The organism is Tabrizicola sp. M-4, assembly GCF_051132405.1.
Classification (GTDB): domain Bacteria; phylum Pseudomonadota; class Alphaproteobacteria; order Rhodobacterales; family Rhodobacteraceae; genus Paragemmobacter.
This window is the reverse complement of sequence record NZ_CP128606.1, coordinates 1,278,376-1,303,140: the sequence shown is the minus strand read 5'-3', so window position 1 is coordinate 1,303,140 and position 24,765 is coordinate 1,278,376. Positions and strand designations below refer to the sequence as shown.

Here is a 24,765-nt window from a genome sequence, read left to right as displayed (position 1 = left end):
TGGGTCAATGCACGGTTTCACTCCTTCTTCTTTCGGGCTGCTGCGACTGAACTTGCCTTGAAGCGGAAGCTGTCGTTTCCGGTTTCGAGGATGTGGCAGCGGTGGGTTAGGCGGTCGAGCAGGGCCGTGGTCATCTTGGCGTCACCGAAGACCGTGGCCCATTCGCTGAAGCTGAGATTGGTTGTGATCGCGACGCTGGTGCGCTCGTAAAGCTTGCTGAGCAGGTGGAACAGCAACGCCCCGCCCGAGGCACTGAACGGCAGGTATCCAAGCTCGTCGAGGATCACGAGGTCGAGGCGGGTCAGGCTTTCGGCAATCTGGCCTGCTTTACCCTTGGCCTTTTCCTGTTCGAGGGCATTGACCAGTTCGATGGTGGAGAAGAAGCGGACCTTGCGGCGGTGATGCTCTATTGCCTGGATACCAAGTGCCGTCGCGACATGTGTCTTGCCGGTGCCCGGCCCTCCGATCAGGACGACGTTCTGGGCCCCATCCATGAACTCGCAGCGGTGCAGCGTTCTAACCGTGGCCTCGTTGATCTCGCTGGCGGCGAAGTCGAAGCCCGAGAGGTCCTTGTAGGCTGGGGTGAGGAGGATCAGCCAACAGTCCGGGGGACTGTTGGCCCGACGAACGCCGCCTTCATGTGATAGGCGATGGAACGCACCTCTCGTTCGGCCAATTCGGCCTTCAGCAGTTGCGATAGAATTGGGATGGCGGCTTCAAAGGCAGGGGCCCCCTGCTCGATGAGATCCTCGACGGCTTGGGCCATGCCATACATCTTCAGGCTGCGGAGCATGATCACGATGGCACCTGCAGCAGGGTCATGACGCATGGCGGCCTCCTGCGGCGATCTGGCTGCGCAGGGCGTCATAGCGTTCGACATTTGCCTTGGGTTCACGCCTCAGGATCAACGCTTGTGGTGTATCCAGTGGCGGACCACCGATCACCTTGCCGTCGACAAGGCGGTGCAGGAGGTTCAACACATGGGTCTTGGTGGGCACGCCCTCTGTCAGTGCCAATTCCACGGCGGTCAGCACGGTCTGCTCATCGTGCTGCAAGACGAGCGCGAGGATGTCGACCATCTCGCGATCACCACCGGGCTTACGGAGCATCTGATCCTGCAACTGCCTGAAGGCAGGTGGCAAGTCCAGGAAGGGTGCGCCATTGCGAAGAGCCCCGGGCTTCCGTTGCACGACCGCCAGATAGTGCCGCCAGTCATAGATCGTCTTCGGGGGCAACTTGTGACTGCGCTGGATCAGGCGGGCGTGCTCGCACAGGATGTTGCCCTCCGCCGCTACGACCAACCGGTCGGGATAGATCCGAAGGCTGACAGGTCGGTTCGCGAAGGATGCCGGAACGCTGTAGCGATTGCGCTCGAAGCTGATCAGGCAGGTGGGTGAGACACGCTTGCTCACCTCGACAAAGCCGTCGAACGCCACTGGCAGAGGCATCAGCGCGGCTTTCTCGTCAATCCAGACATTCGCGATCGTACCGGGCAGTGCGCCATGGGCAGTCTCGTGCCACAGTTCGAAGCAATGCTCTTCCAGCCAGGCGTTCAGTCCCGCAAGATCAGAGAAGTTTGGCATGCCCTGCAACATCTGGTGACGGGCGTCGCGGACATTCCTCTCGACCTGCCCCTTCTCCCACCCTGCCGCCGGATTGCAGAACTCGGGCTCGAAGACATAGTGGTTCGCCATGGCGAGGAAGCGGATATTGACCTCACGGGACTTTCCGCGGCCCACACGATCCACCGCCGTCTTCGTTCGGCGTGGCCTTGAACCGATGGCGGCTCACGCCTCACTATCGTAGATGCCCCGTTCCGGCACGCCTCCGAAGACCCGGAACGCGTGCCAGTGCGCGTCGAACAGCATCTCATGGGTCTGCAAAGGATAGGCGCGCAAGAGAAAGGCCCGACTGTGCGACAGCTTGATATGGGCGACCTGAAGCTTCGTGCGCTCACCGCCGACGACCGCGAAGTCCTCGCTCCAGTCGAACTGGAATGCTTCGCCAGAACGAAAGGCCAGCGGAACGAACGTCCCTCGACCTGTCGTTTGTTGCTCACGCTGCCGATCTGCCCGCCATTCTCGCGCGAAGGCCGCCACACGATTGTAAGAGCCGGTGAAGCCGAGCGTCACCAGATCGGCGTGCATCTTCGTCAGCGTCTGCCGCTCTTTGCGTGGCTTGCCGGCATTGGTCTTCAGCCAGCCCGCCAGCTTCTCGGCAAAGGGATCAAGCTTGCTCGGCCGCTCCGGCGTCGCAAAATGCGGCTTGATCACATCCGCCCTCAGATACTTCTTGATGGTGTTGCGTGACAGTCCAGTGCGCCGCGCGATCTCGCGGATCGGCAAACCCTGTCGAAGGCGCAGCTTCCGGATCACGTTCAGTAGTTCCATGTCGATCACTCCGTTGACCCCCTCGCGCTTCGCTCGGGGGAGGGTCACACGGGTCAAATCTCAATGAAAATCTTCGGCCGAACCGGGTCAGCTCTCAGTGGAAATCAACAGCCGCAGACCGCCTTCTTCGACAGCGCGACCTCTTTCGCCATGATCCGGGGCGGCAAGATCGCCATGGCGATCCTCGGCGCGATGGAAGTGGCGGAGAATGGCGACCTCGCGAACTGGATGATCCCCGGCAAGCTGGTCAAGGGCATGGGCGGCGCGATGGACCTTGTCGCGGGCGTGGGCCGCGTGGTCGTGGTCATGGACCACACCAGCAAGCACGGCGAGTCCAAGGTGCTGAAACGCTGCACCCTGCCGCTGACAGGTCAAGGCGTCGTCAACCGCATCATCACCAATCTCGGCGTGCTCGACGTCGTGCCCGGCGGGCTGAAGATCGTCGAACTCGCCGATGGCGTGACCGAGGCCGAACTCCGCGCCGCGACAGAGGCGACGCTGGTCGACTGACCGCGCTGGCTCCTCCGGCAAGCCGGAGGAGCCAGAAAAATCTTCGTCCCAAAATTTTGCCCCCGCCCGGAAGGACCCGCCCATGACGCATGAAATCCAGCGCGAGAACGGCGTGAACGATGCCGAGCGTCGCAGTCGATAATTCGATCGCTTCCGACAAGGACAGAGAATCGTGCAGGTCGAAACCAAGCTATCGGACCGTGCCGTCCATCTTCATCTGACCCAGAAGGAATTGCACGGCGCGCACCTTCATCCGCACCAGATCGCAGCCGCGTAGCTTGCTGTCGATGACTGTATTGAAGAGCGCGAAGTCCCGTCGGTTGCCTGCCATTTCGAGACGGACGCACATCGACATGACGTGCTTTGGTGCGAGTGGCCTCTTTTGGCCCACGATACGACCTTTGTTCCAGACTGGTCATGGTGGGCGAAGTGCGGGAAGCTCCTCGTTTGACATGGAGTATCCTCCTGTCCACCGACCCACCCTTTCCCCGGACTATCCGGTCTCGGTGAACAAACCGCTAAGCAAGGATCTAATCTCTGGCATACCCACAGCGGACGTTCGATCAAACCGATGCGTCCCCAGACTTCGCGGACGCGGTGATGGACGAACCGGGCGGAAAGCGGACACAGGCCTGAAAAGGACGCCCCTTGCCGATACCAACCTCGGCATTTGGGGGAACCACGCGCCGCCACTGTTGGAAAACCTTCACGAAACCGCAGCCCGCGCGTCATGAATCCCGTCTAGGCATCCCTAAGCCAGAAGCGCAGGGGGTGCGGTCATGCTGCTCGATGTCAGGAACGTCACACGTCTGTTCGGAACCAAGGCCGCCGTTGACGATGTCAGCTTCTCCGTCGCGCGATCAGGCTTCATCGGGGTCATCGGGCGGTCAGGCGCGGGCAAATCCACCTTCCTGCGCATGATGAACCGCCTTACTGATGCCACCTCCGGCGAAATCCTGTTCGAAGGGCGCAACATCCTGTCGCTGACCGGGGCGGCTCGTCGCGATTGGCAAAGCCAGTGCGCCATGATCTTCCAGCAATTCAACCTCGTCCCGCGCATGGATGTCATCTCGAACGTCCTGCACGGCACGCTCGCGCATCGCGCCACCCTTTCCACGATGTTCGGCTTCTGGCCGGATGACGACGTGCTGAAGGCGCTGGCGATCCTCGATCGTCTGGGCATCGCCGAACAGGCGTCGAAACGCGCCGAGGCGCTGTCGGGTGGCCAGCAGCAGCGCGTCGCCATCGCGCGGGCGCTTATGCAGGACCCCAAGGTCATCCTTGCCGACGAACCCATCGCCAGCCTCGACCCGATGAACGCGCAGGTCGTCATGGACACGCTGCGCCGCATCCATGACGAGGACAACCGCATGGTGATCGCCAACCTGCACACGCTCGACACCGCGCGCCGCTATTGCGACCGCGTGATCGGCATGCGCGACGGGCGCATCGTCTTCGACGGCACGCCCGACCAACTGACCACCGGCGTCGCCCGCGACATCTACGGGGCGGACGCCTCTTTCAGCGAATCCGCCACCTCGACCTCGATCGACGCACTCCCCAAGCAGGCGGACGCCGCCTACGCCCGCGAGATGCTCGCCTGAGTTTCACCCCGGCCCCCGAAACCGGGGCCTTTTCCCACATGGAGACGACCATGAAGCAACTGCTCGCAATCCTCGCGGCGACCACCGCCCTGTCCGGTGCCGCCCACGCGCAAGAAATCACGGAATTCAACATTGGCATCCTCGGCGGCGAAAACGCGCAGGATCGCATGACCGGCCATGAGTGCTTCCGCGTCATGGTTGAAGAAGCGCTTGGCGTGCCGGTCAAACTCTTTACCCCGGCAGATTACGACGGCGTGATCCAGGGCCTCGTCGGCGGCACGCTCGATTTCGGTTGGCTTGGCGCGTCGGCCTACGCCAAGACCTACCTGACCGATCCCGAAGCCGTCGAAGTCCGCCTGACCAAGCAGAACGTGGACGGCACCACTGGCTATTACGCCTTCGGTTTCGCCCGCGCCGACAGCGGCATTACCACGATGGAACAGGCCAAGGGCAAGACCTTCGCCTTTGCGGATCCGAACTCCACCTCGGGCTACCTCGTGCCGGCGGCCGAACTGCAGGGACAACTTGGGGACCTGAACCAGTATTTCTCGGAAGTGAAGTTCTCGGGCGGGCACGAACAGTCGATCGTCGGGGTGGCGAATGGCGATTTCGACGCGGGCGTGAGCTGGGCCGACGGCCTTGGCAATTGGGAAGACGGCTTTAACTCTGGCGCCTTCCGCAAGGCAACCGATGCCGGACTGGTCGACATGAACGATCTGGTCATGATCTGGCAATCCTCGCTGATCCCGGAAGGCCCGGTCGTGGTTCGCAAGGCCCTGCCGCAAGATGTGAAAGACAAGGTGATCCAGATCGTCGCCGACTTGCATGAGACGGACAAGGATTGCGCCTACAACGTCGCTGCGGGTGAAGCCAAGGACTTCGTCCCGGTAACGCATGACGCCTATCTCGGGATCATCGAGGCGCGGAAGCTTCAGGAAGCCTCCAACTGACCCGCTGACACAGCGGGCCGGACCCTGCGCAGGGGTCCGGCCCTTCCTATTGGGGGAAACATGGTCGACATCGCCTTCGGACCCGAACCGGGCAAGCGCCCCGACGCCACAGCGCCCGGTGCCGCCTATCTGGCCGCGACGCGCCGCAAGCGCCTTTACGGCGGGCTCCTGCTGATCTTCTTCGTGGCCACCATGGCCTCCGGCTTCCTCGTCGCGCAGGACCGCAACGCGGGCGACTTCCTCGAAGGCCTCCACCGCCTTGACGACTTCCCCGCCGAGGTGCTGTCCGAAGCGTGGGAGAAACGCGCCAACCTGCCCGGCCTGATGTGGGCCAACGTGGATTCCCTGATCGAGACGATCAACATCGCCGCCGTCTCCACCCTGCTGGGCGTCCTCGGCGCGGCGTTCCTGTCGCTTCTCATGACCCGCGGCCTCGCCCGCTGGCCCCGCCTCATCCCCGTGCTGCGCCGCGTCACCGACGCGATGCGCGCCATACCGGAAATCGTGATTGCGCTGGTGCTGATCTACATCCTAGGTGGCGGCCCGATCCCCGCCATGATCGCCATCACGATCCATACCATGGGGGTCCTTGGCAAACTCTTCTCCGAAGTGGCCGAGAACGCCGACCTCAAACCTGTCGAGGGGCTGACCTCCGTCGGCGCGTCATGGGGGCAGAAGATGTGGTTCGGCATCATCCCTCAGGTCGCGCCCAATTGGCTCTCCTATGCCCTCCTGCGGTTCGAGATCAACGTGCGCGCCTCGGCCATCCTCGGCTTCGTCGGTGCGGGCGGCATCGGCTATGAACTCAAGATCGCCATGCAATGGGGCGGCGGGCGCTATGACCAAGTGGTCGCCATCTTCCTTCTCCTCTTCCTCACCATCGTCGCCATCGACCGCCTGTCGGACCGCTGGCGCACCCGCCTCGTGCAGGGGAACTGACATGACCGCCACGCTTTCCGCACCCACCGCGACGCCCCTCCTCGCCACCTTCCGCAAGCGCCGCATGTTCGCGCTGTCGATCCCCGCTCTGATCCTCGCCTATTTCACCTACATCTTCTTCGCCTTCGACATCCCCGGCCTCGCCCAGCGGGCCAAGATGGACAATGCGGCGATCCTCCTGTCGGACTTCTGGTCCCACAAGGTCCACGTCACCCGCGACAACCGCAGCGGCGAAGTCTCCTCCGCCGTCGAAGGCGAAGCCAAGGGCCGCTACCCCATCGGCACCCACCCCGACTGGGTCACAGTAGACGGCACCACCACCACCATCGACCTCGGCGACGGCCACATCGTCACCTATGACGACAAGGGCGCGCGCTATGCCGTCCCCGGCTACGGCACCATCGACATCGCGCCCGAGGGCAACGGCCTGAAACTGACCGCCCCGGAACCGCTGCCCGACTGGATCAACGCTGCGAACAACCGCGTCTCGGTCACGACCGAAAACGGCCGCTTCGCCTATACAAGGTCCAAGGTCGAAACCTTCCGCTACTTCGCGGGGTGGGAGTTGTTCTTCTTCACCCTCGACAGCCCCTTCCACGGCAAGGGCCTGCTGGAACTGGCCTCCCTCGCCCTCTGGGGCGACCGCCTCGACCCCGCGCGGTCCAACATCGCGGGCATGGCGCAGGATTTCTGGTTCAACCCGATGTGGCGGCATGGCGATGTGGCTTGGGCGATATTCGAAACCATGCTCATGGCCATCCTCGGCACCTTCGGCGCGGCGGTGATCTCGCTCCCCCTCGCCTTCCTCGCCGCGCGCAACGCCAACCCGCTCGGCCCCGTCCGCTTTGCCCTGCGCCGCGTCTTCGACTTCATCCGCGGCGTGGACGGGCTGATCTGGACCATCATCCTGTCGCGCGCCTTCGGCCCCGGACCGATGACGGGCGCGCTGGCGATCCTGATCACCGACGTCGGCAGCTTCGGCAAGACCTTCTCCGAAGCGGTGGAGAACATCGACGAGAAGCAGGTCGAAGGCATCCGCTCCACTGGCGCGAACGCCCTGCAACGCGCGCGCTTCGGCGTGATCCCGCAGATCGTGCCCGTCCTGCTGTCGCAGGTTCTCTACTACCTCGAGTCCAACACACGCAGCGCGACAGTCGTCGGCGCCATCGTCGGCGGCGGCATCGGGTTGATGCTGACGCAGGCCATCCAGACCCAGAAGGACTGGGAGGAGGTCTGCTACTACATGGTCCTGATCGTCCTAATGGTCATAGCGATGGACAGCCTGTCCGGCTGGCTCCGCCGCAAGCTGATCAAGGGGGAATGATGCCCAAACTCTCTGCCACCGAACCCGTGCTCCATCCCGGCGCGTCGGTCGTGAACTCCACCCTCGGCGCATGGGTGGAGGTGGGCGAAGGCGCGCGCATCCTCAACTCCACCTTCGAGGATTACGCCTATTGCGACCGTTTTGCCGACATCGCCAACACCACCGTCGGCCGCTTCTCCAACATCGCCGCCATGACGCGGATCGGGCCGACCGACCACCCCTTCGCCCATGCCGCGCAGCACCATTTCCTCTATCGCTCCAGCTACTACTGGGACGACGCGCAGGATGACCCCGCCTTCTTCGCCGCCCGCACCGCCCGCCGCACTACTCTTGGTGCGGATTGCTGGATCGGCCACGGCGCGGTCATCAAGCCGGATGTCACAATCGGCATTGGCGCAATCGTCGCCTCCGGTGCGGTCGTCACCCGCGACGTCGCTCCCTTCATGATCGTCGCGGGCGTCCCCGCCCTGCCTCTGCGCGCCCGCTTCGCGCCGCATATCTGCGACCGCCTTCTGGCGCTGGCATGGTGGGACTGGGACCATGATCGCCTGCGTTCAGCGCTGGACGACTTCCGCCGCCTGAAGGCCGAAGACTTCCTCGAACGCTACGAAGTGACCGCCTGACCTACTCCGCCGCCATCCGCGCCGCCGCCCGCACATCCAGAAAGCGCGCGGCGGCGCGCCCCGACAGATGCGACAGCCGCCCGCCCGCGATGGTCGCGGCAATCTCGCGCGTCTCAGTGTCCACCACCACCAGATCCGCCCGCAGCCCCTCGGCGATCCGGCCCCGGTCCGCCATCCGCAACACCCGCGCGGGACCAGCGGACACCAGCCCCCAGGCCCGTTCCAACGGCAGCACCCCGCCATCGACCAGCGCCCAGACCGCCAGCGGCAGAGCGGGCATGTGGTAATCCGACACCAGCCCATCGCAGAGCCCGGCACGGATCAACTCCACAGCCGCCACGTTCCCCGCCTGCGACCCGCCCCGAACCACATTCGGCGCGCCCATCAACACCGGGTCCTCCCCCGCCCGCGCGGCGGCCGCGGCGCGCAGCGTCGTCGGAAACTCCGCCACCCGCGCGCCGATCATGCGATAGACCTCGCGCGTCTCCGCATCCGGGTCGTCATGGCTGCCGTAGGTCACGCCCAACCTGTCGAAGGCCTCCGCCATCGCACACAGAGCGCGCGGCACCGAACGCGCCTGTTCCCGCGCCCCCTCCATCCGCGCCCATAGCTCCGCCTCCGTCAGCCCCGCCTTTCGCGCCCAGTGGGCAAAGCCGTCTGGATTGGCGCGGCGCATCTGGAACCCCTCTTCCAGATGGTCGTTGAACACGACGTAATCCACCCCGAACCGCTCGACCGCCGCGATCAGTCGCGGAACCTCCTCCACCAGATGCGTCTCGGCCCGCACCTGCACCCGCAGGTCGGTCAGCGCCCGCGCCCTGTAGGTCAGCACCGCCTTCATCAAAGCCTCCGCCCGCTCCGGCCCGCGCATGCCGCCCTCCCAGCTCCAGCTTTGGGCCAGATAGGCAGTGGTGATCCCCTGCGATGCGGCTTCACGGTCCGTCGCGGCCAAGGCGGCAGGCAGGGGAAATGGGGCGGAGGGACGCGGATAGACCTGCCGCTCGAACCCGTCGCCATGCAGGTCGATGATCCCCGGCATGAGCAGGAAGCCCGACAGGTCCACCTCAGGCAGGCCATGCCCCTCAACGATCTGCCCGCCCATCAGGCCGACAGGGCGACGCTCGAAAGCTGAGTCGGTCAACACCTCCGCGCCGACAAGGCGCAGCGGGGGAAGGAAGGATGTCATGTCTGCACTCACAGGTTGCGTCGGCTGTGGATAACCCGCGCCTGAAACACCCGTATGACGGTCAGTCGCCCCCGACCGTCAGCGTCACGCGGTCGCCCGCGAACCATGTCCGGCCCAGTTCCACCACCCGCCCGTCAGAGCCCACGTTCACTGCCTCGCTCCGCAGGATCGGCGCGCCCTCCTTCAGCCGCAGGCGCAGCGCCAGCACGGGCTTCGCCGCCTTTGCCGTCAACCGGGTCGAGACGCGCGTGTAATCCGCCACCCCGCAGACCGCGAGCGCCGCCGTGATCGACGCACCGCCCCTCAGCGCATCAGGCAATCCTTCTAGCCAACCGGGAAAGACCGACCGGAAAGCTGCAATGGGCAAACCATCCGCGCTCGACACCCCTTCGACCACATGGACGGACTCCCCGACCGCCAATCCCAGCGCCGCCGCCTCAACCGCGTCCGCGCCCCGTGTCTCGATCCGCGTGAATTCGCGCGACGGCACCTGCCCCTGCGCCTCCACCGCCTGATGGAACCGCACGCGCCGCCCCAGCGGATAGTCGACCGCGCGGCCCGTGACGAAGACCCCCGCCCCCCGCCGCGAATGCACCAGCCCACGCGCCGCGAGATCCGCCAGCGCATGGCGCACCGTATGGCGGTTCACCCCGAAACGCGCGGCCAGATCAGCCTCCGTCGGCAGCCGCCCTCCCGCCGTATGCCCACGCGCGATCTCGGTCGCCAAAGTCTCGGCGATCTCGCGCCAAAGCGGGGAACGGGCCATCAAGCGGCTCCTGTCATCGAAGTTTCACCAAAGCTTCGCACCGCCGTGACAGAGGCTGCGCTATAGGAATTTGTATAGTTGTATAGATAAGGCGGCAACCTGAAATGCCCGACCCGGCCCCCAACTCCGCACCCCGCCGCGACTGGCTCTCGCTCCTCGCCCGCGCGCCCGCCGACAGGCTGGCCACCCTCTTCCCCGACCCGCTGCCGGACCACGCCCTGCTCCGCGCGCCCGAAATCGGCTCGGTCATGGTGCGCGGCCGCACGGGCGGCACCGGCACCCCCTTCAACCTTGGCGAGATGACGGTCACCCGCTGCTCCCTGCGCCTGACGGACGGCACCGTGGGCCACGCCTATGTGCAGGGCCGCGACCGCGCCCACGCCCTGCGCGCCGCCGTCCTCGACGCGCTCATGCAGACCGACGCCGCCCCCGACCTGCGCCGCCGCTGCCTCGACCCTCTGGCGCGCGAGGAAGCCCAGCGCCGCGCCACCCGCGCCGCCAAGGCCGCCGCAACCAAGGTCGATTTCTTCACCATGGTCCGTGGAGAGGACAAATGACCCCCGACACCCTTTCCGGCGGTTTCGCCACCCCCCCGCTCGACAGCGCCCACGCATTCCGCACGATCCTCGACGCACTGGCCCGCCCCGGCACGATCCGCAGTCTGGACATCGCCACCCCTCCCGCGCCGCTTTCGCGCGCCGCCGGAACGGTGGCGCTCACCCTGCTGGATGGCACGACCCCCGTCCACCTCGCAGGCGCGCATGACACGCCCGAACTCCGCGCCTGGCTCACCTTCCACACCGGCGCACCCTTCGTCGCCGCCGAGGACGCCACCTTCGCCTTCGGCACATGGGACGCCCTTCTCCCCCTCGACCGCTTCGCCATCGGCACGGCAGAATATCCCGACCGCGCCGCGACGCTGGTGATCGAGACCGCGACCCTCACCAATGACGGCGCGCATCTCTCCGGCCCCGGCATCAAGGATTGCGCGCGCCTCTCCCTCCCCGCCACTGCCCCCTTCGCCGCCAACCGCGCGCTCTTCCCGCTCGGTTTCGACGCCTTCCTGACCTGCGGGGACCGCATCGCGGGCCTGCCTCGCTCCACCATCGTGAGGGACGCCTGATGTATGTCGCCGTCAAGGGTGGCGAACGCGCCATCGACAACGCCCATGCCTTCCTGGCCGAGGAACGCCGGGGCGACACAACCATCGCCGAACTCACCGTCCCGCAGATCCGCGAACAACTCCGCCTCGCCGTCAACCGCGTCATGGCGGAAGGCTCACTCTACGACCCCGACCTCGCCGCCCTCGCCATCAAGCAATCGCGCGGCGACATGATCGAGGCGGTGTTCCTGATCCGCGCCTACCGCACCACCCTGCCGCGCCACGGCTTCTCCCGTCCGGTGGAGACAGAGGCGATGCGCGTCACCCGCCGCATAAGCGCCACCTTCAAGGACGCACCGGGCGGGCAGGTGCTCGGTCCGACCTTCGACTACACCCACCGCCTGCTCGACTTCCGCCTCGCCGCCGACGGCGACGTGCCGCCCGCACCCACCGCCCCGGCGACGGACAGCCCCGTTCCCCACATCACCGGCTTCCTCAACCGCGACGGCCTGATCGAAACCGCCCCGCGCGACGACACGCCGCCGCCGGACCTGACGCGGGAACCCATCGAACTCCCCGCCGACCGCGCCCTGCGCCTGCAGGCGCTGACGCGCGGCGACGAAGGTTTCATCCTCTCGCTCGCCTATTCCACCCAGCGCGGCTACGGCCGCACCCATGCCTTCGTGGGCGAACTCCGCATCGGCACGGTCGAGGTGGAAATGGACATCCCGGAACTGGGTTTCTCCATCTGCATCGGCGAGGTGGAACTGACCGAATGCGAAACCGTCAACCAGTTCAAGGGATCGAAGACCGAACCCCCGCAATTCACCCGCGGTTACGGCCTGACCTTCGGCCAGACCGAACGCAAGGCCATCGCCATGAGCCTTGTCGACCGCGCGCTCCGCTGGAAGGAACTGGGCGAGGATTTCACCGGCGCCCCAGCGCAGGATGAGGAATTCGTCCTCATGCATGCCGACAATGTGCAGGCGACGGGCTTCCTAGAACATATCAAGCTGCCGCATTACGTGGATTTCCAGTCCGAACTGGAACTGATCCGCAAGCTGCGGGCCGAGGCCACTGCGCAGAAGGAAGCAGCGGAATGACTGCCTCAGTCGCAGTGCCGATCATCGATCCCGGTCCCGATCTGCTGCCCCGACCCGTGACGTTCGCGGTACTGCTCAAGACCTCTGTCCTGCAACTGGAACAGACCCAGCCGACTGCGCGTGTCGATGAGAAAACCACCGGGACCAACCATCCATTTAGGCGCAAAACGCACCAAAAGAGCCCGTCCCAGCCAGACCAGCGCAGCAGTGCCCGCAAACATCAAGCCGAACCCAATAGCCGGATTTTCTTCCGTGACTTTCAGAAACGCTTCCCACATCGCGCGATCTCCTTCCTAGGCAGAGCGTCGCGCAGGACTGAGGCATCAAAATGACCGACTACAACTTCGCCTATCTCGACGAACAGACCAAGCGCATGATCCGCCGCGCCATCCTCAAAGGCGTCGCGGTCCCCGGCTATCAGGTCCCCTTCGCCAGCCGCGAAATGCCCATGCCCTATGGCTGGGGCACCGGCGGTGTGCAGGTCACCGCCGCCTGCCTGACCCCCGATGACAGGCTAAAGGTGATTGACCAGGGCGCGGACGACACGACCAACGCCGTCTCCATCCGCAAGTTCTTCCAGCGCACGGCGGGCGTCGCCGTGACCGAGTCCACCGCCGAGGCCACCGTCATCCAGACCCGCCACCGCATCCCGGAACATCCGCTGACCGAAGGCCAGATCCTCGTCTATCAGGTGCCGATCCCCGAACCCCTCCGTTTCCTCGAACCGCGCGAGACGGAAACGCGCAAGATGCACAGCCTCGAGGAATACGGGCTCATGCATGTCAAACTCTACGAAGACATCGCCCGCCTCGGCTCCATCGCCACCTCCTACGCCTATCCGGTCAAGGTGGAGGGACGCTATGTGATGGACCCGTCCCCCATCCCGAAATTCGACAACCCGAAACTCTCGGACAGCCCCGCCCTGCAACTCTTTGGCGCGGGCCGCGAACAGCGCATCTACGCCCTGCCGCCTTACACCCATGCCGTCTCCCTCGACTTCGACGACCACCCGTTTCAGGCATCGAAAGCCCCCCATGACTGCGACCTTTGCGGCGCGCCGGACAGCTATCTGGACGAAGTCATCACCGATGACGCGGGCAGCCGGATGTTCGTCTGCTCCGACACCGATTTCTGCCGTTCGCGGCGCGAGGCGGGCCATGCCGGCCGCCTGACCATGCCGGAGGCTGCCGAATGAAGATGGACGCCATCACCGCCACGCCCCTCCTGCGTGTGGATCGCCTGACGAAACGCTACGGCCCGCGCATCGGCTGCGCCAACGTCTCCTTCGACCTCTGGCCGGGTGAGGTGCTGGGCATCGTCGGCGAAAGCGGATCGGGGAAATCGACGCTCCTGTCCTGCCTTGCGGGTCACCTGACCCCGGATGAGGGGCAGGTCATCTTCGACACGGCCCAAGGCCCCCGCGACGTGCTGAGGATGACCGAACCCGAACGCCGCCGCCTCTCGCGCACCGACTGGGCCTTCGTCCACCAGAACCCGCGCGACGGGCTGCGGATGGGCGTCACGGCGGGCGGCAATGTGGGCGAACGCCTGATGGCCATTGGCGCGCGCCATTATGGCGACATCCGGGACAAGGCGACCGACTGGCTGGGCCGGGTGGAGATCGCCGCCGAACGCATCGACGACCGCCCCTCCGCCTTTTCGGGCGGCATGCAGCAGCGTCTCCAGATCGCGCGGAACCTCGTCACCGGCCCGCGCCTCGTCTTCATGGACGAACCGACCGGGGGGCTGGATGTCAGCGTGCAGGCAAGGCTCCTCGACCTCCTGCGCGGCCTCGTCCGCGAAATGGGCCTCTCGGCCATCATCGTCACCCATGACCTCGCCGTGGTGCGCCTGCTGGCCGACCGCCTGATGGTGATGAAATCCGGCCATGTCGTCGAACAGGGCCTGACCGATCAGGTGCTGGACGATCCACAGCACCCCTATACGCAACTCCTCGTCTCCTCCGTCCTGCAGGTCTGACCCATGATCCGCGTCTCGAACCTCTCCAAGACCTTCATCCTGCACAATCAGGGCAGCGCGGCGATCCCCGTGATGATGGGGGCGGAACTGAACGTGGCCCCCGGCGAATGCGTGGGCCTGACGGGCGCGTCCGGCGCGGGCAAATCCACCCTCATGCGGATGATCTGGGGCAACTACCTTGCCGCCTCGGGTTCCATCATGGTGGGCGACACCGACGTCGCCACCGCCGAACCCCGCCAGATCATCGCGCTGCGCCGCGCGACTCTGGGCTATGTCAGCCAGTTCCTCCGCGTCGTCCCCCGCGTGCCCACGCTCGACGTGGTCGCCGAACCCCTCCGCGCCCTCGGCACCCCGGCGGAAGAGGCGCGCGCCCATGCCGCCACCCTCCTCAAGCGCCTCAACATCCCCGAACGCCTCTGGTCCCTCTCGCCCACCACCTTCTCCGGCGGCGAACAGCAGCGCGTGAACATCGCGCGCGGCTTCGCCCATCCCTATCCCGCACTCCTCCTCGACGAACCCACGGCCAGCCTCGACGCCGCCAACCGCGAAACCGTCCTGACCCTGATCGAGGAAGCAAAACAGCGCGGCGCGGCCATACTCGGCATCTTCCACGACGAAGGCGCGCGCGCCCGCGTCTGCGACCGTCTGGTCGACGTGACCGCCTTCACCCCCCGCCGCGCCACGGAACCCGCCGCATGATGGGCCAGCTCATCGCCGTGGTCGGCCCCTCCGGCGCGGGCAAGGACACGCTGATAGACGCCGCCCGCACCGCGCGCCCCGACCTCCTGATCGTCCGCCGCGTCATCACCCGCCCGACCGAAGCCGGGGGAGAGGATTTCGAGGGCATCACCGAGGCCGAATTCACCACCCGCAAAACGCGGGGCGAGTTCGCTCTGGACTGGCGCGCCCACGGGCTGCGCTACGGCCTGCCCGCGCTTCAGATCGCCGAACACCTTGCCGGACGCGACGTCCTCTTCAACGGCTCCCGCTACGCGCTCGACGCCGCAGCGACGCTCTTCCCGCACCTCCGCGTGATCCGCGTCTCGGCCCCATCGGCGGTGCTGCGCGACCGCCTGCTCGCCCGTGGCCGCGAAACGGCAGAAGAGATCGACGCCCGCATCGCCCGCGCCAGCTATGACGTCCCCGCCGCGCTGCGTGTGACGGATGTGGTCAATGGCGGCCCGCTCTCCGAAGGCGTCGCCCGCTTCCTGGCAGCCCTTCAGCCGGTCAATGCGTGACGCGACAGCAGATGGAAACGCCCCGCCGCATCCTCGCCGAACAGGCACAGATCCTCGATGACAAATGGGCGCGGCAGCAAGGGTGCCAGCCACGGACCAAGCACACCCATCACCGCATCGACCTCCGCAGGCCCCAGACTGCCCGAGAGCGTCAGGTGAAAGCGGAACTCCTCCAGCACATAAGGATAGCCCCAGCGCCCCAGCAACTCCCGCTGCCGCGCCGACAGCCGCTCCGGCCTGCGCTTCGCCACCTCCGCCTCGGTCAGCGGCGCGCGCAGATGATCAAGCCGCGTCACGACCTCCGCCCCCAACGCCAGCAGATCAGCCTCGTCCCCCTCCGGCAGCAGCGCGACGAAACCCTTCAGCGCCGCCAGCCGCAACCCCGGCGTCACGACGGGACGCAGGCGCGCGGCAAGTGCGGAAACCTCGGCTTGCAAATCACTGAACCCCACGCCCGCCGCCAGACGGAACGGTGCCTTGATCGTCCCGTGAAACCCATACTTGCGCGGTTCTCCGGTCAGGTCGGCCACCGGCATCGGCAACCCCGCCAGATCGGGATGCGCCACCGCAACCCCGCGCACGGGGTCCCAGCCCAGCCAGCTTGCCACGGCATCGGCGAAAGCCCCGTCACGGGGCGCGAAATAGACCGCATAACGTCGAAAATCTTCCATGCGCCCCGCCCTACAGCGCCTCTGTCACACCCGTGTGACGCAACCCTGACATCTGACCATTCTCCGACCCGAACCGGAAGCCCGCGATGACCGAAACGATCCTGACCAACGCAACCCTTGTCCTGCCCAACACCACGCTTTACGGCACCGTCCTAATCCGCGACGGGCATGTCGCCGACATCTCCGAAGGCCCCACCCGGACAGGAGAGGACATGGAGGGCGACCTCCTCCTCCCCGGCCTGATCGAGTTGCACACCGACAACCTCGAACGCCACATCGAACCAAGGCCAAAGGTCGACTGGCCCCACGCCGCCGCCATCATCGCCCATGATGCCGAGCTTTCCTCCGTCGGCATCACCACCGTCTTCGACGCCCTCCGCGTCGGTTCGGTGAAATCCAAGAAAGCAAATTACGGCGAATACGCCCGCGCCCTCGCGGACGAGATCATGGCGCTCCGCACCTCCGGCGCGCTGCGAATCAGCCACATGATCCACCTCCGCGCCGAAGTCTGCTCCGAAACCCTCATCGACGAGCTTGCGAAGTTCGGCCCCGAAGACGGCGTCGGCATCGTCTCGCTCATGGACCACACCCCCGGCCAGCGCCAGTTCCGCGACATGACGCAACTCAAGAACTACGTCTGCGGCAAGCACGGCTTCTCCGACGCCGAATTCCTCGACCACATCGCCGCGCAGAAGGCACTGTCCGACCGCTTCGCCATCGCCCATGAACAGGCCGCCGTGACCGAGGCGCGGCGCTTCGGTGCGGTGCTGGCCAGCCATGACGACACCACTGCCGACCACGTCACCCAATCCGCCCGCCACGGCGCGCGCTTCGCCGAGTTCCCGACCACGGTCGAGGCGGCGCAATCCTGCCGCGACAACGGCATCGCCGTGATGATGGGCGCGCCGAACCTGATCCGCGGCGGCTCCCACTCCGGCAACGTGGCGGCCGAGGCGTTGGCCAAGGCCGACCTCCTCGACATCGTGTCGTCGGATTACGTCCCCTCCTCACTCCTCTCCGCCGCGCTCATGCTGGGCGATATCTGGAACGACCTGCCACGTGGGATTGCCACCGTCACCGCCGCCCCCGCCCGCGCTGCGAACCTGCCCGATAGGGGAGAGATCGCCCCCGGCAAACGCGCCGACCTGATCCGCGTCCGCCGCTTCGGTCAGGCAGGCACGCTGCGCGCAACATGGGTCGAAGGGCGGCGCGTCGCCTGACGCGTCACCATTTCACATGGGCTGGCCAGACGAAGACTTCGCCCGACACCCCGCCCAAAGGCATGTATGTGAAGGCGGACTTTGTCTATGACGCCAAACGGGATGTCTATGCTTGCCCGGCAGACGAAGACCTGACCCACCGCAACATGACCGAGGAACGCTGCATCCCGATCCGGCGAAATTGGCTCAACGGATGCAAGGGCTGCCCGCTCCGGAGCAATTGCACGACGGGCAACGAGTGTCGGATTTCCCGCTGGGAGCGGGAAGATCTCGTCGATGACATGGATAGCCGCCTAGGGCGCGACCCGGACTTCATGACACTCCGCCGCTGCATCGTCGAACACCCCTGCCCAGCGCCGCCCGGCTCGCCCGACACGGCCCAGCGCCAGCACTTATAGTGCCCATTCAGCGCCCCCCGCGGGTAGCGCCAAAATATTCAATTAATTCAATGGTATTGGCGGTGGACGCGGGACTGACGTCGAACCATCTCCAATCGACCAGTGAACTTGCCCCGGGTCGGTTTGCCCGCGCTGATGTCGATGCCGACCACGCCGCAGCATTCTTGACTCGGGAGCGGCCTGATACGTAGCCTTTGCAGATGGTTGAATTCATTCACACTCACAATTGCACAGGGTCATTGGACGCGGAATGGGTCTGAAAGAGTTGGCACTTCGCTGTGCCTTGTCCCTCGCGGTGCTCGCTCCATCCACCGCATGGGCAGAGGCAGGTCTCACGGGCGAATGGAAGGGCAGCTATTCATGCGCCAGCCAGACCGCTCGTCTCACGATTAGCGGGCAAGGTCCCGAGGGCATACTCTCGTTCGAATATCCTGACGGCACTTCCGGCTCGTTTGTTGTTGGCATCACGATCAACGAACGTTCAAATCGCGTTCAGATGAAGCCTGTCGCCTGGATCAATCAGCCGAAGGACTTCCGGATGATCGGCCTGAACGGCAGATTCTCGGATGATGGCAAGACGATTTCAGGCCGTGCCACCGGGGGCTGCAACGAATTCACCATTGCCAACCCCCAAGCCGCGCCGCGCCCAACGGAACAGGCCCGGAAATCCGAAACCGGCACACAGGCTGGCAACGCGGGGGGCACGGCCAAGGCTGCGCCATCCGCGTCGGCCCCATCTGATGCACCGCCGGTTTCGTCCACTTGGGGGGCAAAGCTTGGTTGCCACGGGCTGAATTCCATCAAGCTCACCTTCCAGCAGCCCGATCCCGAAGGCTGGGACGTCCTGATTGAGTTGATGGAGCCAAAGGCCACCGAACCAACCTTTCTCCGCGCGCGCACCTCGCCGGGCCGACACAATTACGGCCTCAGGATCGACGCGGAACCGGCCACAACGGGCCCACTCCATCGCAATCCGATCTGGATCTCGGTGGATCCGTTCCGCCAGGCCGACCGGCTTATGGTCAACATCCGCTCTCCGAATTGCGGGCAAACCCGGCTCACTCCGCAAGAGGCAGGCGCCCCAAGCCGCCAAGCCCCCCTCCCGCCGGAACTGGCCCCGCTGGTCGGGGCATGGGACGGCGTCGCCTTTGAAAAGCGGTCCGATGAGGCCATCTCCATCTCGATCGTCCTTCGCCCCAGCGCGGCCAATGTCGAAGGCCGGTTCATGGATGCCGATCTCTACCTGAACGGCAAACTACAGCCTTCGGCGCTGATGGGGCGGGGCGAACGGGTGGGCCTCCTGCCCCTGCAACGCTCCTCTGGCAGCTATGATGCCGCGCTCTACCCGCTGGTTCTGGATGGGGGCACGTCGGGCGATCTGATCCGAGGAGAACTGTTCGACCGCGAACTGATGCCGATGTTCCTGTGGCGGCGGCAGGCAAACGAAACACGCCCCCTCAGCGTCGCCTGCGACCAGACGCTTGGCCCGTGGTATGCCGCAGGCAAGGCCTCTGCCAAGGCTACGCGCGATCTTCGGCGCGAATTCTACCCTGCCCTGACCTCCTATGATTGGCGTGGCGCCACCGCGCGCGAAGCGGCGGCCCTCGCGCGCACGCTCTCCCCCCCTCAATCGCTGGAAAGCTTCGTCACGCTTTGCGCATTGACTGCGGCGGATCTCGCGGCCCTGCCGGGCTCAGGCTTTCTTGACGGCGTCATCAACGTTGATGAGTTGGTCAGGCGCAGACGGGCCCTTGCGAACGGCTCGTCCATCGCCAACGCCACCCTTCCCGCGGCCGAAGCGCAGGGCGAAAACCCGATCCCGGCCATGGAACGGGCCGAAGCCGATCTCGCCGCCGCCCTTGCCACGATCCCCCCGCAATCCAGCGTGAGCGGGCTGGTCTCTGCAATCGACAGCTTGACACCGTTGATCTCCGCCGCACGCCCCTCGGTCGCGCTCAATCTGCTGACGCCGGCCATCGCGGAACTCGAAAGGCTGGATCGTCAGGCCGAAGCCCAGGCCGACAGCGACCGAGCAGCCAAGGCGCGTGACATCATGGCTGGGATCGGGTTGCCACAGATCATCCCGCCGGGCCGCGCCGAATTGCTCGAGGCTATAGCCTCGGGTCAACGCCGGACATTCCGGCAGGATGAAATCGGCTTTCTCGGCGGTCTCGTGGCCGGATCGAACGAGGAATGTGGCTTTCCGACCGGGGCCACCTTCCTGCAACTCAGCGGCCTCCTGACCCAAGGCACCCTTCTGGGTCTCGGCACGGAATTCGCAGCCCCCGACATGCTCGACACGTTCCGCAGCCAATTCGCCGGGACCGTCAACTTCAACGAAGGCGTCTCCCTTGCGGGCAAGCTGTCCTGCGACGATCCCTGGTTACCTGCCTTCTTCGATGCACTGACCCTCGCCGCAAGCGAACGTTATCAGACAGCGGGAGCCCGCGCCCCCTTGTTCGACCGCAGCTGCTCGATCGAGTTCTCGGGTCCCTCCTGCGCCTGCCTGCATCGGGCACTTGAACCCCTCAGACCCGGCATTGGCAAACTCGCCTATGACCGACAGATGATCACCTCCGTGGCCGACAGCAACCCGGGAATTGGCGCACAGATTGGCCTGATCTGCGGAATAACCAACTATTAGGAGGAGATTGACTCGGGCAGCGGCGCCCGCGACGGCTAAGCGGCATATCATCGGCACATTGCTCTTGCCGGATCTTGCCATCTTAACCGAACGGATGAACGGCATCCCGTACGGGATCTATGCAGGACACATTCTCACAGAGGACACATATGCGGATCGCAACAACGGCCTTTACGGCGTTCTCAATCATTCTCGGAGCCGCATCAGCCAGTCATGCTCAAATGGATGGATACTGGACGGCCTTCACCGATGAAAATGGCGGGTCACTGGGTATGCTCTTTCCCGAATATTCAGAGAATGAACTTGTCGGCCTGATCCTCCGCTGCGACATCGGCAGCCAAACCATTGAGATCTTTCAGGACACGGGACATACCTCCCCTCAGCAGAACGCTATTGTCGCCCTCATCATCGACGGGGAAAGGGTGGACGTGGACGCCGTTTCCGAATTCAATGACATGAATGAGGTTTGGGACAGCGTTGCAAGAGTTCCGTACAATTCTCCTGCAGCGCAGAAGATAGCCGCATCGAGCAGCCTGTCTCTCGTCGCCAATCCCGATCTGCTGCCACTGCATTATGAAGCCGAAAAGAATGCTTGGAAGGAAGGTTGTCGCCTTTAGGCCGCCACTGTCTTCGGTCCCTCAACAGCAGTATAGCAGGAGCTTTTCAATGTCTCGCATATCAAGGTTCGTTACTGCCGGAGTGTTTGGGTCATTGAGCTTTGCTCTGTCCGGCTGGGCGGCATTGTCCGACGAAAAGGATGATTGGGCCTATGCGACCTCCGCCGCAGTGCTTGGAAAGACGGCGGAGGAACTGGAGGCACGACTGGGACCAACTCCCATGAAGAGGTTTTCCGAACTTTCACCCATGGGCGAAATGGTTTTTACCATCGGGAAATGCCAAGTCTACTACATCACCCTTGATCAGAAAGTCTCGCTCGTATCGATCAAGGTTGACCATGATTGCCAGCCCAGTCTTGACGGCGTCCCCCTCCTGGAGGGCGTTTCCTTCGAACCGGGCACAACATTCGCGGAAATGCCCGCCGACCTGACAGGGACATGGCGCGGCAACTGTTTCGGTGAGCATTGCATCGGCATAGCGCGCATTGATTTTGTTCACTTTCCGCCCTCAGACAGCAGCACCCCCGAGGTTTTCCTGACATCGCTCATTGATACGCAGGAAAAGTTGGCCATCAACTTGGCTTGGGGGGACTCAATCGTCAGCCCGGTAGGTGCCTATTCGGCCGAGCGGGATCTCAAGGCGATCTGCGGAACTGCCGATCAGACCGTTGCGGGAAGTATCCTGCGTGATCTGGAAATCACTTTGATCCATTTCGGGTACAGAAGCAGCGAGACACATTGGACCTCCGCCTGCCCCACGCTACCAAATGCGCCGGTCCCGATTTCAGCAGGCATGCCGGGTTCAGCCAGCCCCCAAACGCCATCCAGCCTGGCCGATACGCCGGTTCCGCCGTCTGAAATTGGCGGTGCGGTTCATGAGATGGTCTACTCCCAGGTCCGTGAGCGTCTCATTGCATCAGGTTACCAACCCGTCCCCCGCCCGCAGGGGCAGTTCTGCGGTTATTCCGAAGCCTGCAAACTCCCGGAAGCAGATAATTGTGCCGGGGCTGGCGAAGGTGAATGCATCTATTTCTTCCGCAAGGGAGAGCAAACAATCCGTGTTCGCGGCATTGGTGATTTCGAAGGCCAACCACAGGGGCAGATCGTGACGGCGATCCTCTATTCGAACTAAGTCTGTTGATTGCGACCAAGAGCTGACCCGGGTTTTCCATCGAGAAGTGACCCACCTTTGACTATGGATTTCGGGGGCGTTGTTGCAGAACTCTGACCGTCGAGGATTCACATCGCGAATCCATGCGGTTAGACGGGTTGCATGAGCAAGCCATCACCCGCCCGCTATCGCACGACGAACTGGTCCAGCTACACGGCTTCTCTGCGCAAGCGCGGATCGCTGCTGATCTGGCTGGACAAGGAGATGGCCTGGCTCGCGCCGCATGATGGCAGCCCCGGTCGCCCTGCGGTCTTCTCGGATGCAGCGATCCAGTTCTGTCTGACCATCAAGGTCCTGTTCAAGTTGCCGCTTCGGCAAGCGACCGGGATGGTGGCCAGCCTGCTCAAGATGGCGGACCTGGATTGGGCGGTGCCCGACTACACCACGCTGTGCCGACGGCAGAAAACGCTAGCTGTCCAGATCCCGTATCGGCGCGCCAATGGCCCCTTGAACCTGCTGGTGGACAGCACCGGGATCAAGTTCCTCGGTGATGGCGAATGGCAGGCCCGCAAGCACGGCGTTCAGGGGCGGCGTCAATGGCGCAAGGTACATCTGGCTATGGATACCGCCACGTCTGACATTCGGGCGGTGGAGTTTACCTCCAGCAGCGACGGCGACAGTCCGGTCTTGCCGGACCTGCTGGACCAGATCCCCGAGGGCGAAGACATCGGCACGGTGACCGCCGATGGGGCCTATGACACCCGCCGCTGCCACACTGCAATCATCAACCGCGAGGCCACGGCGATCATTCCGATCCGCAAGAACGGCCGGCCCTGGAAAGAGAACTGCCCGGCCGCGATCGCCAGAAACGAAACCCTGCGCGCCACTCGCTACTACGGCCGGGCGTTCTGGAAACGCTGGACCGGATACCATGTCAGAAGCAGGATCGAGGCAAAGATGCGCTGCCTGAAGGCCTTCGGCGAACGCATCGCCGCAAGAGACCCGGACCGCCAGACCGCAGAAATCCAGATCCGCATCGCACTCATGAACCGCTTCTCGGCCCTCGGAACGGCCAACATCGTTCGCGTCGGCTGATGCCGTGGGGGAAAGGCGCTATCATGCCTCAGGCGGGCGTTACGCAACAACGCCGATTTCGGGTCATGTTTGGGTCAACGCACGATTTCACTCCTTCTTTCTACGGGCTGCGGCGGTTGAACTTGCTTTGAAGCGGAAGCTGTCGTTTCCGGTTTCCTGGATGTGGCATCTGTGGGTCAGCCGATCGAGCAGCGCTATGGTCATCTTGGCGTCACCGAAGACTGTAGCCCATTCGCTGAAGCTGAGGTTGGTGGTGGTCGCGACGCTGGTGCGCTCATAGAGCTTGCTCAAGAGATGGAACAGCAGTGCCCCGCCCGAGGCGCTGAACGGCAGGTATCGGCAAGCCGTGACGAGGGCGCAGCTTCCGGATCACGTTCAGTAGTCCCATGTCGATCCCTCCGTTGACCGCCTCGCGCTTCGCTCGGGGGAGGGTCACATGGGTCAAATCTCAATGGAAATCATCAGCCAAACCGGGTCAGCTCTCAGTGCAAGTCAACAAATCCATGAAGGTGCTGTATATACATTAGCGTGCTTTGCTGTTCAGGATATGGGGGGGATACTATTTTCCTATCTTTTCGCAGATTGCCGATAAGCTCGAACTATACTACGATGTGAAGTGAAGGAAACGACCATGAAGAAGCTTTTGGCTTACTTTTTCTCGTTGGCTGGAGGGGCTGTTGTTGCTCTGATGGTGACAGGCTTGGTGCCTTGCACTTCGCTTTACTTCCTTACATCTGGCGGTCAGCGTATCCCTTTTCCAAACGACCAAGAAGCCATGAAAGAGCTTCTGCTGTCAGGGTCAGATGTAGTCCAGACTTGTAGAGCATTTGGTTTTGATCTTGAGCTGACAGCAGTGCAGTTCTCGTTCATCAATATCGCAATTCTGGTGTCGGGGATGATTCTCGGCCTTATTGTCTGCAGGAATACAATGAGATCTAAGGACAGCGGCGCACGGAAGCGCAGCAGGGCTGATTGGTGAGTGCAGTCCATTCGCATGCGAATAGACATTTGGAGTTCTGATGACGAAGAAAAGAAAACTCGGCAAAGGTTGCGCCACGCTGTCCCAGCGCATGGCAGAAAAGCAGTTTGCTGGAAGACTCCGTGCAGAAGAGTATAGAAAGGCAAACCCGCCAAAGCCACTGACAACAGCCGAGAAGTTGGAGCTGCAGCGCGCAAGAAGAGAGGAAGCTCAAGCTCTTCTGAAGGGGCCGATCGACTGGGACTCAACATAAGGTCTGAACTCTATTCGCATGCGAATAGACCTGTCAGAAGAGCCTCAAAGGACGCATAATCA

General features: G+C 64.1%; 24 protein-coding genes and 5 pseudogenes. 21 read left to right on the top strand and 8 right to left on the bottom strand.

Going from position 1 to position 24,765, the window contains the following annotated elements; genetic code table 11:
* Nucleotides 1–17: 17 nt before the first annotated feature.
* A pseudogene (istB, locus tag TabM4_RS06350) lies at nt 18–829 on the bottom strand (IS21-like element helper ATPase IstB).
* Nucleotides 819–2,390, bottom strand: a pseudogene (istA, locus tag TabM4_RS06345) (IS21 family transposase). Before istA ends, istB begins: the two co-directional pseudogenes overlap by 11 nt.
* Before the next feature lie 21 nt (nt 2,391–2,411).
* On the opposite strand from istA, the pseudogene TabM4_RS06340 reads away from it, so the two are divergent.
* Nucleotides 2,412–2,900 (top strand): annotated as a pseudogene (locus TabM4_RS06340) (CoA-transferase); the annotation flags it as partial.
* Nucleotides 2,901–3,144: 244 nt separating this feature from the next.
* Here the strand turns inward: TabM4_RS06340 and TabM4_RS06335 are convergent.
* Nucleotides 3,145–3,294: pseudogene (locus TabM4_RS06335) on the bottom strand (integrase); the annotation flags it as partial.
* 388 nt (nt 3,295–3,682) lie between these two features.
* Between TabM4_RS06335 and phnC the strand changes: the two are divergent.
* Genes phnC through TabM4_RS06310 form a run of 5 tightly spaced genes read left to right on the top strand, consistent with a single transcriptional unit; the run spans nt 3,683 to nt 8,340 of the window.
* Nucleotides 3,683–4,504 carry a phosphonate ABC transporter ATP-binding protein gene (gene phnC / locus TabM4_RS06330; protein WP_434621944.1) on the top strand — a complete coding sequence of 274 codons (822 nt, stop codon included), beginning with the start codon at nt 3,683–3,685 and terminating at the stop codon, nt 4,502–4,504.
* Nucleotides 4,505–4,554: 50 nt separating this feature from the next.
* A complete protein-coding gene (gene phnD, locus TabM4_RS06325; protein ID WP_434620026.1) occupies nt 4,555–5,454 on the top strand; it encodes a phosphonate ABC transporter substrate-binding protein in 900 nt (299 codons plus the stop codon).
* Nucleotides 5,455–5,514: 60 nt separating this feature from the next.
* A complete protein-coding gene (gene phnE, locus TabM4_RS06320) occupies nt 5,515–6,393 on the top strand; it encodes a phosphonate ABC transporter, permease protein PhnE (RefSeq protein ID WP_434620023.1) in 879 nt (292 codons plus the stop codon).
* 1 nt (nt 6,394) lies between these two features.
* Nucleotides 6,395–7,717: a phosphonate ABC transporter, permease protein PhnE gene (gene phnE / locus TabM4_RS06315; RefSeq protein ID WP_434620020.1), complete on the top strand. Its 1,323-nt coding sequence runs from the start codon at nt 6,395–6,397 to the stop codon at nt 7,715–7,717.
* On the top strand, nt 7,717–8,340 hold the full coding sequence (locus tag TabM4_RS06310) for a chloramphenicol acetyltransferase (protein ID WP_434621943.1): 624 nt from the start codon (nt 7,717–7,719) through the stop codon (nt 8,338–8,340). The genes phnE (TabM4_RS06315) and TabM4_RS06310 overlap by 1 nt, the downstream gene beginning before the upstream one ends.
* 1 nt (nt 8,341) lies before the next feature.
* On the opposite strand, the gene TabM4_RS06305 is transcribed toward TabM4_RS06310, so the two are convergent.
* Both TabM4_RS06305 and phnF read right to left on the bottom strand, forming a co-directional pair.
* Nucleotides 8,342–9,526 carry an alpha-D-ribose 1-methylphosphonate 5-triphosphate diphosphatase gene (locus TabM4_RS06305; RefSeq protein WP_434620017.1) on the bottom strand — a complete coding sequence of 395 codons (1,185 nt, stop codon included), beginning with the start codon at nt 9,524–9,526 and terminating at the stop codon, nt 8,342–8,344.
* 61 nt (nt 9,527–9,587) lie between these two features.
* On the bottom strand, nt 9,588–10,292 hold the full coding sequence (gene phnF, locus TabM4_RS06300; RefSeq protein WP_434620015.1) for a phosphonate metabolism transcriptional regulator PhnF: 705 nt from the start codon (nt 10,290–10,292) through the stop codon (nt 9,588–9,590).
* A 104-nt stretch (nt 10,293–10,396) separates the two neighbouring features.
* On the opposite strand from phnF, the gene phnG reads away from it, so the two are divergent.
* Genes phnG through TabM4_RS06285 form a run of 3 tightly spaced genes read left to right on the top strand, consistent with a single transcriptional unit; the run spans nt 10,397 to nt 12,497 of the window.
* Complete coding sequence (gene phnG, locus TabM4_RS06295; protein WP_434620012.1) at nt 10,397–10,849, top strand: phosphonate C-P lyase system protein PhnG; 453 nt, start codon at nt 10,397–10,399, stop codon at nt 10,847–10,849.
* Nucleotides 10,846–11,415: a phosphonate C-P lyase system protein PhnH gene (phnH, locus tag TabM4_RS06290; RefSeq protein ID WP_434620009.1), complete on the top strand. Its 570-nt coding sequence runs from the start codon at nt 10,846–10,848 to the stop codon at nt 11,413–11,415. The genes phnG and phnH overlap by 4 nt, the downstream gene beginning before the upstream one ends.
* Nucleotides 11,415–12,497, top strand: coding sequence for a carbon-phosphorus lyase complex subunit PhnI (locus tag TabM4_RS06285; RefSeq protein WP_434620006.1), 1,083 nt, complete (start codon nt 11,415–11,417; stop codon nt 12,495–12,497). The genes phnH and TabM4_RS06285 overlap by 1 nt, the downstream gene beginning before the upstream one ends.
* Nucleotides 12,498–12,502: 5 nt before the next feature.
* On the opposite strand, the gene TabM4_RS06280 is transcribed toward TabM4_RS06285, so the two are convergent.
* On the bottom strand, nt 12,503–12,775 hold the full coding sequence (locus TabM4_RS06280; RefSeq protein WP_434620003.1) for a hypothetical protein: 273 nt from the start codon (nt 12,773–12,775) through the stop codon (nt 12,503–12,505).
* Between the two features lie 50 nt (nt 12,776–12,825).
* Between TabM4_RS06280 and TabM4_RS06275 the strand changes: the two genes are divergently transcribed.
* Genes TabM4_RS06275 through phnN form a run of 4 tightly spaced genes read left to right on the top strand, consistent with a single transcriptional unit; the run spans nt 12,826 to nt 15,715 of the window.
* Complete coding sequence (locus TabM4_RS06275; RefSeq protein WP_434620000.1) at nt 12,826–13,692, top strand: alpha-D-ribose 1-methylphosphonate 5-phosphate C-P-lyase PhnJ; 867 nt, start codon at nt 12,826–12,828, stop codon at nt 13,690–13,692.
* A complete protein-coding gene (gene phnK, locus TabM4_RS06270; protein ID WP_434619997.1) occupies nt 13,689–14,477 on the top strand; it encodes a phosphonate C-P lyase system protein PhnK in 789 nt (262 codons plus the stop codon). The genes TabM4_RS06275 and phnK overlap by 4 nt, the downstream gene beginning before the upstream one ends.
* A gap of 3 nt (nt 14,478–14,480) precedes the next feature.
* Complete coding sequence (gene phnL / locus TabM4_RS06265) at nt 14,481–15,176, top strand: phosphonate C-P lyase system protein PhnL (protein ID WP_434619994.1); 696 nt, start codon at nt 14,481–14,483, stop codon at nt 15,174–15,176.
* The gene (phnN, locus tag TabM4_RS06260) at nt 15,173–15,715 is read left to right on the top strand and encodes a phosphonate metabolism protein/1,5-bisphosphokinase (PRPP-forming) PhnN (RefSeq protein WP_434619991.1); all 543 of its coding nucleotides are present in this window, start codon (nt 15,173–15,175) and stop codon (nt 15,713–15,715) included. Before phnL ends, phnN begins: the two co-directional genes overlap by 4 nt.
* Here phnN and TabM4_RS06255 read toward each other — a convergent pair.
* Complete coding sequence (locus TabM4_RS06255) at nt 15,697–16,386, bottom strand: DUF1045 domain-containing protein (RefSeq protein WP_434619988.1); 690 nt, start codon at nt 16,384–16,386, stop codon at nt 15,697–15,699. The genes phnN and TabM4_RS06255 overlap by 19 nt on opposite strands.
* 86 nt (nt 16,387–16,472) lie before the next feature.
* Here TabM4_RS06255 and TabM4_RS06250 point away from each other — a divergent pair, with 86 nt between their 5' ends.
* The 6 genes from TabM4_RS06250 to TabM4_RS06225 all read left to right on the top strand — a co-directional run bounded on the left by TabM4_RS06250 (nt 16,473) and on the right by TabM4_RS06225 (nt 23,471).
* Nucleotides 16,473–17,606, top strand: coding sequence for an alpha-D-ribose 1-methylphosphonate 5-triphosphate diphosphatase (locus TabM4_RS06250; RefSeq protein WP_434619984.1), 1,134 nt, complete (start codon nt 16,473–16,475; stop codon nt 17,604–17,606).
* A 62-nt stretch (nt 17,607–17,668) separates the two neighbouring features.
* Nucleotides 17,669–18,004, top strand: coding sequence for a hypothetical protein (locus TabM4_RS06245; protein WP_434619982.1), 336 nt, complete (start codon nt 17,669–17,671; stop codon nt 18,002–18,004).
* Nucleotides 18,005–18,500: 496 nt separating this feature from the next.
* The gene (locus TabM4_RS06240; protein WP_434619979.1) at nt 18,501–20,648 is read left to right on the top strand and encodes a hypothetical protein; all 2,148 of its coding nucleotides are present in this window, start codon (nt 18,501–18,503) and stop codon (nt 20,646–20,648) included.
* A 149-nt stretch (nt 20,649–20,797) separates the two neighbouring features.
* Entirely contained in the window at nt 20,798–21,265 is a 468-nt protein-coding gene (locus tag TabM4_RS06235) for a hypothetical protein (protein ID WP_434619976.1), read from the top strand.
* Between the two features lie 94 nt (nt 21,266–21,359).
* Nucleotides 21,360–22,397 (top strand): hypothetical protein, encoded by a 1,038-nt coding sequence (locus TabM4_RS06230; protein WP_434619974.1) that lies wholly within the window; start codon nt 21,360–21,362, stop codon nt 22,395–22,397.
* 141 nt (nt 22,398–22,538) lie between these two features.
* Entirely contained in the window at nt 22,539–23,471 is a 933-nt protein-coding gene (locus TabM4_RS06225) for an IS5 family transposase (protein ID WP_434612711.1), read from the top strand.
* Nucleotides 23,472–23,558: 87 nt separating this feature from the next.
* Here TabM4_RS06225 and TabM4_RS06220 read toward each other — a convergent pair.
* Nucleotides 23,559–23,807, bottom strand: a pseudogene (locus TabM4_RS06220) (ATP-binding protein); the annotation flags it as partial.
* A gap of 295 nt (nt 23,808–24,102) precedes the next feature.
* On the opposite strand from TabM4_RS06220, the gene TabM4_RS06215 reads away from it, so the two are divergent.
* Together TabM4_RS06215 and TabM4_RS06210 are read left to right on the top strand one after the other, a co-directional pair.
* On the top strand, nt 24,103–24,450 hold the full coding sequence (locus tag TabM4_RS06215) for a hypothetical protein (protein ID WP_434619971.1): 348 nt from the start codon (nt 24,103–24,105) through the stop codon (nt 24,448–24,450).
* A 40-nt stretch (nt 24,451–24,490) separates the two neighbouring features.
* Nucleotides 24,491–24,703: a hypothetical protein gene (locus tag TabM4_RS06210; RefSeq protein WP_434619968.1), complete on the top strand. Its 213-nt coding sequence runs from the start codon at nt 24,491–24,493 to the stop codon at nt 24,701–24,703.
* Nucleotides 24,704–24,765: the final 62 nt, after the last annotated feature.